Here is a 15,099-nt window from a genome sequence, read left to right as displayed (position 1 = left end):
AAATAGAACAGCAGTATTAAATTGTGTGATACGTGACATTACCTGTTAAAAAATATGTTGAATAATTTTGTTTATGATGTAAAATAGATAAAGGGAGTTTTTATATAAAATTTTTACAATAATTTAGGAAGTGTTGAAATGCAAAAAGACAAAAAACTCATAGTATACGATATATTATTTCTTATAGGTTCCTTATATTTTGCCCTATTACTTAAATTTGATTTTAATATACAGCCGGAATATATAATATTTTTTAAAATTTCAGTTATTCCTATGGTGATTATAACTTTAGTATTTAACAAAGTTTTTAATTTATACGATAGTATATGGAAATATGCATCGGTAGAAGAGTTAATTTCTATTGTATATTCTGTTTCTGTATCCAATATTATATTTGTAATTTACAGCTATTTTATAAATTATAAGTTTCTTGAAAATAGGTATTATAGATTTCCATATACCGTACATATAATTTTTTGGATATTATCTGTATTAGCATTAGGCGGAATAAGATTTATATACAGGTTACTCCAAGATAAAAGTGTAGGACAATATAAAAAAATAAGAAATAAAAGGCTTCTTATAATTGGTGCAGGAGATGCATCGGCAGTACTTATAAAGGAGATAAAGAAAAATAGAAATTTTGATTATGATGTAGTTGGACTTATAGATGATGATGAGACAAAAAGAAAAAAATTGATTAATGGTATAAAAGTTTTAGGAGGAAGAAATGACATACCAAGAATATGCAAAGAAAGAAATATAGAAGAAATAATAATTGCAATGCCTTCTGCAGATATAAAGACTAAAAGGGAAATCATAAATATATGCAAAAGTACAAAATGCAAGCTTAAAACTTTGCCTGGCATATATGAAATGATAGATGGAAATTTAAATATGAGCAAATTAAGAGATGTAAACATAGAAGATCTTCTTGGAAGAGACGAAGTTAAGCTTAACAATGAAAATATAAATAAGTACATAAAGGATAAGGTTATAATGGTCACAGGTGGTGGAGGATCTATAGGATCTGAATTATGCAGGCAGATAGCTAGATTTGGTCCAAAACAACTTTTGATACTAGACATATATGAAAATAACGTTTATGATGTGCAGATGGAATTAAACTATAATTATTCAAAATTAAATAAAGCCATAATTATAGCTTCTATAAGGGATGAAGACAGATTAAGAAGTATATTTGACAAATATAGACCTGAAGTAGTTTTTCATGCAGCTGCTCATAAGCACGTTCCACTTATGGAGGGTAATCCGGCAGAAGCCGTGAAGAATAATATAATTGGTACCTATAATGTATTAAAATGTTGTGATGAATTTAAAGTGAATAAGTTTGTTCAAATAAGTACGGATAAGGCAGTTAATCCAACTAATGTTATGGGAGCTTCAAAGAGATTTTGTGAAATTATGGTGCAGGCTTTTGATGAAGTTAGTGAGACTGAGTATGTAGCTGTAAGATTCGGAAATGTTTTAGGAAGTAATGGTTCGGTAATCCCACTTTTTAAAAAGCAAATAGCCCATGGGGGACCTGTTACGGTAACCCATCCTGAAATAAATAGATTTTTTATGACTATACCTGAAGCAGCACAGCTTGTAATTCAGGCAGGTGCCATAGCCCATGGTGGAGAAATTTTTGTACTTGATATGGGAAAACCCGTAAAAATAGTAGATCTGGCTAAAGATCTTATAACTTTATCTGGATATGAACCTGATGTGGATATAAAAATAGAATATACAGGTTTAAGACCGGGAGAGAAATTATATGAGGAACTTCTTATGAATGAAGTAGCTTTAACTTCCACGGAACACGATAAGATATTTGTTGAAAAACCAGCTAAAATAGATATGACTTTTGTGGAGGAGTCTATAAAACAGTTTAGAGAAGTGGTAAATGAAGATAAAGAGGAAATAATCAAACTTATAGAGGAAAAAGTGCCAACCTATAAGAGAAAAAAATAGCAAAAGGATGAATAAAGCCATGAAGAATGTACTAGTTATTTCACATATGTATCCCTCATCTTCTAACAGTGTTTTAGGTATTTTTGTCCACAAACAAGTGCAAAAACTCATAAATGAAGGCTGTAGGGTAAAGGTTGTGTGCCCTGTTCCCTATGTACCAGCTTTTTTAGGGAACATAAAGAAGTATAAATCCTACATTGATATTCCATCTAAAATGGTACTTGATGGTGTAGAAGTTTTTTATCCTAGATATATAGAATTTCCGGGAGGGTTATTCCTTCAATACTCAGGATTTTTTATGTACTTAGGCATAAGAAAAGTTATAAGCAAATTGTATAAAAAGTTTAAATTCGATGTAATACATGCACATACAGCTATACCTGTAGGATTTGCAAGTATAAGGCTTAGTAAAAAGTATAAAGTGCCTTTTGTAGTGACAATTCATGGGCAGGATTTTCAATATACTATAAAAAAGAATAATATGTGTAGAAAAAATGTGACTAAAGTTTTGAAAAATGCAAACAAAATAATAACTGTAAGTAATAAACTGAGAAATATTATAGAAAAGAAGGAACTTCTAGATAAAACAGTAGTAATAAATAATGGAATTAACCCAGAAGAATATGTGGCAGATAAGCAGGTTGAGCTAGAGGGAGATTATGTAATGCTCAGTGTGTCTGCTTTAATAAAGACAAAGGGAATAGATTTGAATATAAGAGCTGTTTCGAAGCTTGTAAATATATATCCTACTATAAAATATTACGTAATTGGCGATGGAGAGGAATATAGGAACTTAAAAAGGCTTGTAGATAATTTGAGTTTAAATAAAAATGTGATTTTTCTAGGAAAGTTACCTCATTCTCAAGTAATAAAATATATGTCCCCAAAATGTGACGTATTTGCACTTCCAAGTTGGCAGGAAGGTTTTGGAATAGTGTATATAGAAGCAATGAATAGTGGTATACCCGTTATAGGTGTTAAAGGCCAGGGAATAGAGGATGTTATTGTGGATAAAAAAAATGGATTTTTGGTTGAACCTCATGATTTAGATGATTTAGTTTGTACTATAGATTACATATTGAGTCATAAGGATAAGGCTAAGATTGTAGGCGAAAATGGGAAGAAAACAGTATTAAGTGAATTTACCTGGCTTAGAAATGCTCAAAAAACTATTCATATATACAATGAGATTATGAGGTGAAAGAATATTGAATATTGCAATGATACTTACAAATGGATTTGATCCTGACCCCAGGGTATATAAAGAGGCGAAGTCTTTGACAAAACTTGGCCATAAAATTACTATATTATGCTGGGACAGGGAAGGAACCTATATTGATAAGCCTGAAGAAAATTTGGATGGCATAAAAATAGTAAGATTTTTTGGAAATGCTCAGTACGGAAGTGGATATAAGCAGGCTTTTAAATTTTTAAATTTTAAAAGAGATGTATACAACTATTTAAAAAATAAAGATTTTCAGGTACTCCACTGCCATGACTTTGATGGACTTTTCATAGGTTTTGGTATAAATAAAAAACTTAAGTTGAAATTAATATATGATGAACATGATCTTTTTTATATGTACTTTTATAACAGAAAAGGATTTTTAAACAAATGTATCTATAATTTAATAATTTTAATGGAAAGACATATGTTAAGAAAAGTAGATATTCATATAGTAGTTACACCAAAAATGAAGGAAGTTTACAGTAAAATAAGTAAAAATATTTACATAGTGAACAATGCTCCTTATAAAAATCTATTTAATAATATAGAAAAAACTCCAAGTGATAAACTTAGAATTGGTTTTATAGGATCTGTCAGATATTATGATGAAATGAAAGCATTAATTGATGCTTCTCAAAAATATAGCAAGTTTGTGCAAATAGTTGTTTGTGGAAGGGGAATATATTCTGAAAAGCTTGCTGAATATTCAAAAAAGTTTTCAAATGTAGATATAAGAGGAGCTTATCATATAGATCAATTAGAAGAACTTTACAGGAACATAGATATAACTTATGCCTTTTATCCAGGAGATACGGCTACTATATCTATGCCAAATAAGTTTTATGAAAGCATAATAACTGAAACCCCCGTTATTGCAAATAAGGTTACAGAATTTGGATATGAAGTTTGCAAAAATAATTTTGGATATGGAATAGATGGAGGTAATCTTAAGAATACACTAGAGCATATCATAGGAAAACTCATAGAAGATCGGGAAGAAAAGAAGAGTATAGTAGACAATATGAAAAGATTGAAGAATAATTATTTCTGGGAAGCCAATGAACCGATATTAAGTAAAATATATGAAAAGTAAACTACTTCCAGAAAACTGAAAGGGAGATTTGTATGTATAGTAAGGATACAGTTTCAATAATAATTCCTGTGTACAATGAAGAAATACATATAGAAAAGTGCCTTAATTCCATAATAAATCAAACCTATGATAATATTATTGAAATATTGGTTTTAGATGGTATGTCTACTGATTCAACTAGAGATATAATAGGAAAATTTGAAAATGAGAAGATTAAAATAATAGATAATCCTAAAAAAATACAATCTGCAGGCTTAAATAAGGGAATAAAAATGGCAGAAGGAGATATAGTTGTCAGAGTAGATGGTCATGCACTTTATGACAAAAACTATGTAAGTGAATGTGTAAGTACTTTAAATAAATTAAAACCACAAAATGTAGTAAATGTAGGAGGCCCTACTTATCTTTTAACATCAAAATCCTATATAGAAAATTGTATTGTATTTTTACACGAAAGTAAATTTGGGATAGGTGTAGCTAAATTTAGGCAGAAGGATTACCAAGGATTTGTAGATACAGTTTGGAATGGAGCTTTCTGGAGATGGGTATTTGATAAAGTAGGATTTTACAATGAAAGTTTAGCTAGAAGTGAAGACAATGATATGAATAATAGAATATTAAAAGCTGGATATAAAATATACCAGAATAAAGACATAATATCCTATTATAAACCAAGAAGCAGTATAAAAAAGATAATATCTCAAAATTTTGCAAATGGGAAGGAAATAGGAGGTTCTTTAATTACAAATAGGGAAATAGTTAGAATAAGGCATCTTGTACCTTTAATTTTTCTTCTTACCATACTGCTGTTTGGTGCAACATATAGATTATTCTTACTCAGCAAAGTTATAGAAATTTTAGCACTGGGGAGTTATTTCCTTATAGATATACTGGAATGTATAAAGATAGGTTCAAAGAATGGTATAAAGTATATGCCACTTATGTTTATATTATTTTTCCTACTGCATATTGCATATGGCGCAGGAACTGCAGTTGGATTTTTTAAATCACTTGTGCTTGGTAGATCTAAATGATAAGCCATAAGTGATCAGTGAAAATAGGAGGTTTCTGGATGATACATAAAATTTACAATATGATAGATAAGGATAGCAAGATATTATCTATTATCTTATATTTATTTATAATAGCTGCACTAACATTTGGATACATACATTCAATAGAGTACTATAAATCTTTTAATTTTATAATAAATCAGGGTATTTTGAAAAGGTCACTTATTATGCTGCCTTTGTTTGTAGTTATAATATATACGGCTGTTTTTTTACTGCCTCATAGAATTGAGGAACTGACAAGTTTGTATTGGCTTTTGTTTTTAATTTTAAGTACTACGCCACTTCTAATAGTATATATTATGAGCGGACTTGGAGATAGTAAAAATTCACCAGTATTTATATATACAATAGCTGCAGTAGGCTTAATAGGGGTTTTGCTTACTAGTAAGTTTGATTTTAAAATACCTCAAATAAATATTAGTCCTAAAACTTTCTGGATAGGCTTAATAGCATTTATGGTAGTTGGTTATGGATACATAATCTATAAGCTTGGAATGCCTACTAAAATAATTCAGGCTTTTAAAGATGTATATTCAGTAAGACTGGATTACAGGGACCATGCAGGAAGATTTGTAGATTACTTTGTACAGTGGCTTGGGAATATAATAAATCCATTTATACTTGCATTTTTAATATACAAGAGAAAATATAAACTTGTATTTATACCTTTTGTGCTGCAGCTTGTGTTATATGGATATGCTGCATATAAGACTCAATTTGCAGTTCTACTTTTAGCACCGTTTTTTGGAATGATATTGAGATATGGAATAAAGAGAAGTTTTATAGAGAAAATAATGGCTGCTGCTGTAGCAGTAGGAATTATATCATTGTATTTGAAAAAATTATCAATATATTTACTTATAATAATAAGAGTATTTTTATGGCCTTCACTTATAGCACTAGAGTATTTTGATTTCTTCTCTATGTACCCTAAGATGAAGTTAGCTCAAGGCATACTAGGACATTTCTTTAAAAATATATACAATATGGATCCTAATTTTTATATGGCTACAGTTTACTATGGAAGGCCAGACATGAGATTAAATGTAACCTGGTATGGAGATGCATATATGAATTTTGGAATTATAGGCATAGTTTTATTTGCCATATTGCTCTATTTTATAATGATAATTATAAGATCTGTAGAAGATAAAAATATACTTTTAGTATCAACTCTTCTTTTTGGAGGTATAATGGCATTATTTAACGGACCTATACTTACTACATTGCTTACTAGTGGATTGGGTCTTGGATTACTCTTGGCATATTTGCTGCCTAAGGAAATATAATTAATTTTGCTAAATTTTTAGTATTGATTGTTTGTGGAGGAGTAAAGAGTGATGAAGAAGTATTATAAGGATATGGATATAGCTAGAGGAATAGGTATATTTTTAGTAGTGCTAGGACATTCGTTTCCTGATTCACAGTTTAATGGCAGTGTGTTTTATGCCTATATATATAAACTCATATATTCATTCCATATGCCTTTCTTTTTCGTTATATCAGGTTTTTTTGCCTATAAGATATATAGTATAAACACTTTAAGAGATTATGGAAGCTTTGTTTATGGAAAATTTAAAAGGCTTATGGTTCCATATTTTGCAGTGTCACTAGTGGCGGTGCCCATAAAATTGTATATGAATAACTATGCTGCGAGACCGGTAAAGCTAAACAGTCTCATAACGAATATATTGATTTATCCTTTAGATATTCCAATACAATATTTTTGGTTTATATATACATTATTTTTCATATTTGCAGTCGCACCAATTTTTAAAAAATTGCCTATAAATTTGACTTTAGTAATAGCTTTGCTCTTAAATCTGTTGTTTACAAAGCAAATAGGTTTATTTTATGTGTATGGTGTAATTCATTATTTGTTTTACTTTTTCTTCGGAGTATATTTAAAAAATACTTACGATAAATGGAAGAGTATTAAAAATAAGTACGCCATAGTTTTAGTATTTTCTATAGTTCTTATGGCTATGAATGTATTTGATGTGGGAAAGGAAGCGTATCCTTACTACAACCTAGTTACATCTCTTCTCGGAAGTAGTATATTTTTAATGGTATCCCAACTCATAATAAATACTTCAGGTGGAGAATTGTTTAGAAAAGTAGGAAGATACAGCTATGATATTTACCTCTTGTCCTGGTTTTCACAAACAGGAGCCAGGGTTTTATGTTATCAAATGTTGAAATTAAATTATAGCTTTGTAATTGTAATAATGATTTTAGTAGGATTTATACCTATTTTAATATGTAAATGGATACTTAATAAAATACCTATACTAAGTAAAGTATTTTTAGGACATAAGTAAAGATATTAACAGGCTATTTTCAATTCGTTGTATATGAAATTGATTAGTGATAAAATACTTGAAGATATAATTTACACATTAGGCATTTGAAAGAAAATAGGCTGGCATACTAACTGGTTATTTCTTTGAAAATGCTTTAGGCAGTGCTTAGATGCAGGTAGGATAATTTTGGAGGAAGATATGAAGAAAGATGGGCTTGTTAAAGCTGCTGGTGTAGTAATGGTAATTTCAATGGCAAGTAGAGTAATAGGATTTGTAAGGGATGCACTTATTGCCAGTGCATTTGGAGCATCTGCTAGTTCAGATGCCTATACTATGTCCCTTACAATACCAAATTTGATGTTTAATTTGTTTGGAATTGCAATTACTACAACTTTTATTCCAATACTCAGTGAAACATATAGTAAACATGGTAAAGAAGAAATGTTTAAATTCGCCAATTGTATAATGAACATCCTAATGATTATTTCGCTGTTTTTATGTGTTTTAGGGTGGATATTTACTACAGATATAGTTAATGTAATCTCTAATTTTAAAGGTGAAAGGTATAATTTAACCATATTGTTAACTAAGATGAGTATGATAAATATACTTTTTTTGAGTTTAAACAGCGGCTATACGGCAGTGCTTCAAACTTTAGATGATTTTACAGCTCCAGCATTAGTTGGAATAGCAATGAACATACCTATAATAGCTTATGTGTTAATGGGAAGCCATTATGGAATTGTAGGGCTCACAGCAGCTACTATGCTTGGAAACGGACTTCAGATAGTGGTACAAATTCCATGGCTCATAAAGAATAAGTATAAATACAGCCCTAAAATAAATTTAAAAGATCCTAAGATAAGAAAGATGCTTTCATTGATCGCTCCAGTTGTGATTGGAACAGGTGTTAATCAGGTAAATGAAGTAGTTCAAAAGAGAATGGCTTCTACTCTTGCAGTAGGAAGTATATTGGCACTTGATTATGCCAATAAATTAAATATGCTTGTTTATTTCACTTTTGCATCTGCAATAGTTACAGTTATATATCCTTCTTTATCCAGGGATGGAAGTCTTAAAAATTATGACGATTTTAAATCACATATAAGCGCAGCAGTAAATAATATCAATATTATAGTAATACCGGCTATAGTAGGAATGTTGATACTTAGAGTTCCTGTAATAAGTGCACTTTTCATGCACGGTGCCTTTAATAGGCAGGCAGTTAATATGACTGCTGATGCATTACTTTTCTTGGTATCTGGACTGGTATTTTGGGGCATAAGAGATGTATTCAACAGAGCTTTTTATGCTATCCAGGATACTACTACACCTATGATAAATGGTGCCTTAGGTGTAGCTGTAAATATAGTTATGAGCATAGTACTTGTGAAAAAGATGGGTATAGGAGGGCTTACTTTAGCTACAACAATTTCTGCATTTGTAAGCTGTGTGCTTTTAGCTAAGGATTTAAGAAAAAGAGTTGGGAATATAAATGGAGTCAATATGTTTAAGGTTGGAATAAAGATAATGACAGCTGCAGGTACTATGGGAGTGTGTATATTTTTAATAAATAATTTCCTGGGAAATTTACTAGGTGGATTTAAGGGACAGCTTTTGACACTCTTTATTTGCATCATAGTTGGTATCGCAGTGTATGTGATTATGCTGCTTGTGTTAAAAGTACAGGAGCTTGCTAATATAATAAATTTGATAAAAAAGAAATTAAGAATTGCATAAATTTGCTAATTAATGCAGTGAAAAGGAGAAGAAAGTTCTAATGAAAAGATTTTATAAACTTATATCTGTGGTTTTAGTATCTGCACTTTTTTTAACTGGCTGCACCACAGCACAGACTGCAGGTACAAGTAAAAATGACAAGGAAATAGTAATTTGGTCACATCTCACAGATCCTGAAATAACAGAACTTAGGACTTTAGCAGATCAGTGGTCCAAAACCTCGGGATACAAGGTGATAATTCATTCAGATAAAGGAGACAACAGGGCTTACATTGAAGCATCCTTACGTAATATGGAGCCAGATATAGAATTTGGAGTATCTCATGATAGAATGGAAAAACTTCATAATGAAAAATTATTAGCACAGGTTCCAGATAACCTTATAGATAAAAATAAATATATACCATCGGCACTTGAAACTGTATCTTTTAAGAATAAGATGTACGGAATACCTATATCTATAGAAACCTATGGACTTTATTATAATAAAGATAAAGTTAAAAAAGTACCTAAGACGCTGGAAGAATTGATTTCCATGGGAGAAAAACAGGGATTTCAGTATGATATAAATAACTTTTATTTAAGTTTCCCAATTCTTCAAGCAAATGGTGCTTACATATTTAAAAAGGACAATGGAGATTACAATGTAAAAGATATAGGACTCAATAATGAAGCTGCAATTAGGGGATATACCATGGTTCAGGATATGGTACAGAAATATAAGTTGATGCCTGAAAATATAGATAGTATAACTGCAAGAAACAATTTTAAAAATGGGAAAACAAGTTTCTATGTAAGTGGATCCTGGGATCTTCAAGAACTAGATGCATCAGGACTTAATTATTCTGTAGTACCTTTTCCAAAATACAATGGTAAACAGATGACATCCTTTGTAACGGCACAGGTAGGTTATGTAAGTTCTAAATCCCAACATCAAAAAGAAGACTGGAGTCTTATGAAATATCTCATTAATCATTCTAGTACTCCACTTTTTAAAATAACGGGAAGGATTCCTCCATATAAAGTGGATTACAACATAAAAGAAGTGAAAAATGACCCTAAGGAAAGAACTTTTGTACAGCAGTCTGAGTATGGGCAAATACTGCCAAATGTATCTGAGGTTCAGGCTCTTCAAAATGCAAATAAGGTAATGACAGAGCTTACTTCTGGAAAGATAACTCCAAAGGAATGTGGACAAAAAATAGAAAAGGATATACTTGATTTTATTGTAAAAGAAAAGCAATAATATGTATGTGAAGATGACAAAGAAATTGGGTTGTATTATAATAAAAAAAGTAGAAATGATGCTAAACTAGGAGGTAAAAAGATGTCGCAGTTGAGAGACGAATTAATTCAAAAATTAGAGAATAGGAAAGCTAAGCTAGGAGTAGTAGGATTAGGATATGTAGGACTTCCACTTGCAGTAGAAAAAGCTAAAGCAGGGTATGAAGTAATTGGGTTTGATGTTCAGGATAAAAAAGTTGAATCGGTAAATAAAGGACATAACTATATTGGTGATATAGTGGATTCAGATTTAGAGAAATTGGTTAAGGAAGGAAGACTTAAAGCTACTACAGATTTTAGTTTTGTAAAAGATGTGGATGCAGTTTCTATATGTGTGCCTACTCCATTAGATTTATATAAACAGCCAGATATATCATATGTAGTTAGTTCTACTAAAAGTGTTGCAAAATATTTGCACAGAGGAATGCTCATAGTACTTGAGAGTACTACTTATCCAGGAACTACGGAAGAAGTGTTGAAGCCTATATTAGAAGAAGGCGGACTTAAATGTGGAAAAGACTTTTTCCTTGCATTTTCACCAGAAAGGGTAGATCCAGGTAATAAGCAGTATAAGACAAAGAATACCCCAAAGGTAGTAGGAGGATGTACTCCTGAATGTACAGAAGTGGCAGCTACACTTTATAGAAATATATTGGAAAGTGAAATATATACTGTATCTTGTCCTGCAGTAGCAGAAATGGAGAAGATACTTGAAAATACTTTCAGAAATATAAACATAGGTCTTGCCAACGAAATGGCTGTACTTTGTGAAAGAATGGGAATAGACGTATGGGAAGTAATAGATGCAGCCAAAACAAAACCTTATGGCTTTATGGCTTTTTATCCAGGACCAGGACTTGGAGGACATTGTATACCTCTTGATCCATTTTATCTTTCATGGAAAGCAAAAGAATATGATTATCATACAAAATTAATAGAAACGTCTGGAGAAATAAATGACTTTATGCCAGAATTTGTAGTTGACAATGCTATGAAGCTTTTAAATGGACATAAAAAAGCTATGAATGGTGCAAAAGTACTTCTTCTTGGAGTAGCTTATAAGAAGGATATAGATGATTTAAGAGAGTCACCAGCCCTTAAAGTAATAGATCACTTGGAGAAAAATGGAGCGGAAGTAATTGTAAGTGATCCATTTATTCCTGAATTCAAACGCGGTGGAAAAGTATATCATACAGTAAAATGGGAAGATGTAATAGATGAATCTGATATAGTAATTATAACTACAGATCACAGCTCTTACGATTATGAAGCTGTGGCAGAAAGAGCTAAAATTGTTTACGATACAAGAAATGCAACTAAAGGTGTAAAGAATAACAGAGAAAAAATTCATAAGCTATAAATTGTACACAAATATTACTTTTTAAGAGGTGTTTTTATGAGTAAATTGAAATTTGCCATTTTAGGATGCGGAAGAATTTCTTACAAACATGTAGAAGCTCTAGCAGCTAATAAGGCAGAAGCTGTTTTGGTTGCAGTGTGTGATTTGGTAGAAGAAAAGGCGGAGCAAAGAAAAAGTGAGTATATAGAAAAAGTTGGAGATGCTAAAGTAGCAGTTTATACTGATTATAAGAAAATGCTTGAAGAGCAGGATATAGATGTAATTACTATAGCTACTGAAAGTGGATATCATCCTGAAATAGCAATATACTGTATGAACAACAAAAAGCATGTAATATGTGAAAAGCCTATGGCACTTTCAATAAAAGATGCAGATGATATGATAGCTTGTTCTAAAAAGAACAATGTAAAATTATGTGTAAGCCATCAAAATAGATTTAATAAACCAGTGCAGCAGCTTAGATCTGCTGTGGAGGAAAATAGATTTGGCAGACTTGTGAATGGTACAGCTAGAATACTATGGAACAGAAATATGGGATATTATCATCAGGCACCTTGGAGAGGAACTTGGAAGCTAGACGGTGGAACATTGATGAATCAATGTATACATAATATAGACTTACTGCAGTGGATGATGGGGGGAGAGATAGACACTGTTTATGCTCAGTGTGATACTTTTCTAAGAGACATAGAAGCTGAAGACTTTGGAGCTATTGTTATAAGATTTAAAAATGGAGCTATAGGTATAATTGAAGGTACTGCTTGTGTTTACCCTAAAAACTTAGAAGAAACTTTAAGCATCTTTGGAGAAAAGGGAACAGTATGTATAGGTGGACTTGCAGTAAATAAAATAGAAACCTGGAATTTTGAAGATCACAAGGATTTAGATGATGAAATATTAAAATCACAAGAGGGAGATCCTGATACTGTATATGGTTTTGGACATATACCTCTTTTCAAGGATATGATAGATGCAATAAATAATAATAGAAAGCCTCTTATAGATGGAGAAGAAGGCAAAAAGGGAATGTCTATAATTTTGGCGGCTTATAAATCAAGGCTTACAGGTATGCCTGTAAAATTCCCTATGGGAGATTTCTCAACTATGGATATGGTTGGAGTGAAAAAAATAAACAAGTAGCAATTAAGAATTGAGAATGGAGGCTTTTCATTCTCAATTCTTAAATATGCAGGAAAAGGAGAATATATATGTCTGAAAATTATATATCAGATACTTCAAAAGTTGGCAATAATGTAAGTATAGGAAAGTTTGTAGTTATTGAAGATGATGTTACAATAGGAGATAACTGCATGATAGGTCATAATGTAGTTATACATAAGGGAAGTAAAATTGGAGCTAATGTAAGGATAGATGACAACAGTGTAGTAGGTAAAGAACCTATGAGATCAGTGAACAGTATATTTAAAGATGAGAAAAAATTTGATCCTGCTGTTATAAAGGATGGATGTCTTATTGGGGCAGGAGTTATAGTATACTGCGGTTGTGTTATAGGTGAAAATACACTTATTGCAGATTTAGCTACAGTCAGAGAAAACGTAACTATAGGAAGTAAAACAATAATAGGTAGAGGAGCTGCTATAGAGAACTTCTCTAAGATAGGTTCTAACTGTAAAATTGAAACAAATGTATATATTACAGCTTACTCAGAAGTAGAAGACAATGTGTTTATTGCACCTGGAGTTGTAACTTCAAATGATAACTTTGCGGCAAGGTCTAAGGAAAGATACAAACATTTCAAAGGTGTTACAGTAAAGAAAGGTGGAAGAATTGGAGCTCAAGCTACTATACTTCCAGGCAAGATAATAAATGAAGATGGATTTGTAGCAGCAGGCAGTGTGGTTACAAAGGATGTAGAAAAGGAGATTATAGTAGCAGGTAATCCTGCTAAACAATTTAGAAAAGTTCCAGAAGATCAACTTCTTAAAAATCAACAGTAAACTTTGCAGGGAGGAAAAACATGAAGGTATTAACAGTTGTAGGGGCAAGGCCTCAATTTATAAAGGCTGCTGCTGTATCAAATGTAATAAGAAAACATCATACAGAAATATTGGTTCATACAGGTCAGCATTATGATGAAAACATGTCAAAGGTATTTTTTGATGAACTCAATATACCAAAACCAGATTACAATTTGGAAGTGGGTTCTGGAAGTCATGGAAGACAGACTGGAATGATGCTTATAAAATTAGAAGAGATATATGAAAAGGAAAAGCCAGATTTTGTACTTGTGTATGGAGATACAAATTCAACTCTTGCTGGAGCATTGTGTGCAAGTAAGCTTTTAATTCCTGTAGCTCATGTTGAGGCAGGACTTAGAAGTTTTAATAGAGATATGCCTGAAGAGCAAAATAGAGTTCTTACAGATCATTTGTCTAATCTTTTATTTGTTCCTACAGAATCAGCAGTAGAAAATTTGAAGAATGAGGGGATTACAAAAGGTGTGTATAATGTAGGAGATGTAATGTTTGATGCAGTACTTAATTTTAAAAAGTTAGCAGAAAATAGGAATCAGATTATAAAAGAAATAGGACTTCAGGGTAAGGATTATATACTAACTACTATACATAGAGCTGAGAATACAAATCACATAGATAGATTAAAAAATATAGTTGAAGCTTTAAATGAATGTAATAAAGCAGTAATACTTCCCCTTCACCCTAGGACTAAAAAATACATGACGGATTATGGACTTAAATTTAATGAGAATATAAAGGTTATAGAACCTGTTGGATATCTAGAGATGATAAACCTTGAAATGAATTCTGAGAAGATAGTGACAGACAGCGGTGGAGTACAAAAAGAAGCCTTTTTCATGAAAAAACCTTGTATAACTATGAGAGATGAAACTGAATGGGTAGAAACCGTAAAAAATGGCTGGAATGTAGTAGTTGGAACTGATAAAGAAAAGATATTAAATAGCATAGTAAACTTTGTACCTAAAAAGGAGCAAAAAGATATATTTGGAGATGGGAATGCTTCTGGAAAAATACTAGAAATATTAGATAAATGATTTTTTTACA

General features: G+C 31.3%; 12 protein-coding genes. All 12 read left to right on the top strand.

Annotated features, from left to right (window positions below; translation table 11 throughout):
* Nucleotides 1–138 precede the first annotated feature (138 nt).
* Nucleotides 139–1,977 (top strand): nucleoside-diphosphate sugar epimerase/dehydratase, encoded by a 1,839-nt coding sequence (locus WY13_RS12805; RefSeq protein ID WP_063556031.1) that lies wholly within the window; start codon nt 139–141, stop codon nt 1,975–1,977.
* A 19-nt stretch (nt 1,978–1,996) separates the two neighbouring features.
* Nucleotides 1,997–3,178, top strand: coding sequence for a glycosyltransferase (locus WY13_RS12800; RefSeq protein WP_063556030.1), 1,182 nt, complete (start codon nt 1,997–1,999; stop codon nt 3,176–3,178).
* Nucleotides 3,179–3,185: 7 nt separating this feature from the next.
* Entirely contained in the window at nt 3,186–4,298 is a 1,113-nt protein-coding gene (locus tag WY13_RS12795; RefSeq protein WP_063556029.1) for a glycosyltransferase, read from the top strand.
* Between the two features lie 32 nt (nt 4,299–4,330).
* Nucleotides 4,331–5,332 (top strand): glycosyltransferase family 2 protein, encoded by a 1,002-nt coding sequence (locus WY13_RS12790; RefSeq protein ID WP_063556028.1) that lies wholly within the window; start codon nt 4,331–4,333, stop codon nt 5,330–5,332.
* A 38-nt stretch (nt 5,333–5,370) separates the two neighbouring features.
* Entirely contained in the window at nt 5,371–6,660 is a 1,290-nt protein-coding gene (locus WY13_RS12785; RefSeq protein WP_063556027.1) for an O-antigen polymerase, read from the top strand.
* A 51-nt stretch (nt 6,661–6,711) separates the two neighbouring features.
* The gene (locus WY13_RS12780; RefSeq protein WP_063556026.1) at nt 6,712–7,692 is read left to right on the top strand and encodes an acyltransferase family protein; all 981 of its coding nucleotides are present in this window, start codon (nt 6,712–6,714) and stop codon (nt 7,690–7,692) included.
* 180 nt (nt 7,693–7,872) lie between these two features.
* On the top strand, nt 7,873–9,414 hold the full coding sequence (gene murJ / locus WY13_RS12775; protein WP_063556025.1) for a murein biosynthesis integral membrane protein MurJ: 1,542 nt from the start codon (nt 7,873–7,875) through the stop codon (nt 9,412–9,414).
* A gap of 40 nt (nt 9,415–9,454) precedes the next feature.
* On the top strand, nt 9,455–10,660 hold the full coding sequence (locus WY13_RS12770) for a maltose ABC transporter substrate-binding protein (RefSeq protein ID WP_063556024.1): 1,206 nt from the start codon (nt 9,455–9,457) through the stop codon (nt 10,658–10,660).
* 81 nt (nt 10,661–10,741) lie between these two features.
* Nucleotides 10,742–12,058 (top strand): nucleotide sugar dehydrogenase, encoded by a 1,317-nt coding sequence (locus tag WY13_RS12765; protein ID WP_063556023.1) that lies wholly within the window; start codon nt 10,742–10,744, stop codon nt 12,056–12,058.
* Between the two features lie 36 nt (nt 12,059–12,094).
* Nucleotides 12,095–13,198 (top strand): Gfo/Idh/MocA family protein, encoded by a 1,104-nt coding sequence (locus WY13_RS12760; RefSeq protein ID WP_063556022.1) that lies wholly within the window; start codon nt 12,095–12,097, stop codon nt 13,196–13,198.
* Between the two features lie 68 nt (nt 13,199–13,266).
* Nucleotides 13,267–14,016, top strand: a complete 750-nt coding sequence (locus WY13_RS12755) for an acyltransferase (RefSeq protein ID WP_063556021.1) — start codon at nt 13,267–13,269, stop codon at nt 14,014–14,016.
* Between the two features lie 20 nt (nt 14,017–14,036).
* Nucleotides 14,037–15,089 (top strand): non-hydrolyzing UDP-N-acetylglucosamine 2-epimerase, encoded by a 1,053-nt coding sequence (wecB, locus tag WY13_RS12750; protein ID WP_063556020.1) that lies wholly within the window; start codon nt 14,037–14,039, stop codon nt 15,087–15,089.
* The last annotated feature ends 10 nt before the right edge of the window (nt 15,090–15,099 follow it).

This window comes from Clostridium ljungdahlii (assembly GCF_001636845.1).
GTDB classification, from domain to species: Bacteria; Bacillota; Clostridia; order Clostridiales; family Clostridiaceae; genus Clostridium_B; species Clostridium_B ljungdahlii_A.
The sequence above is the reverse complement of the archived record's forward strand: the minus strand, read 5'-3'. Positions and strand labels throughout refer to the sequence as shown.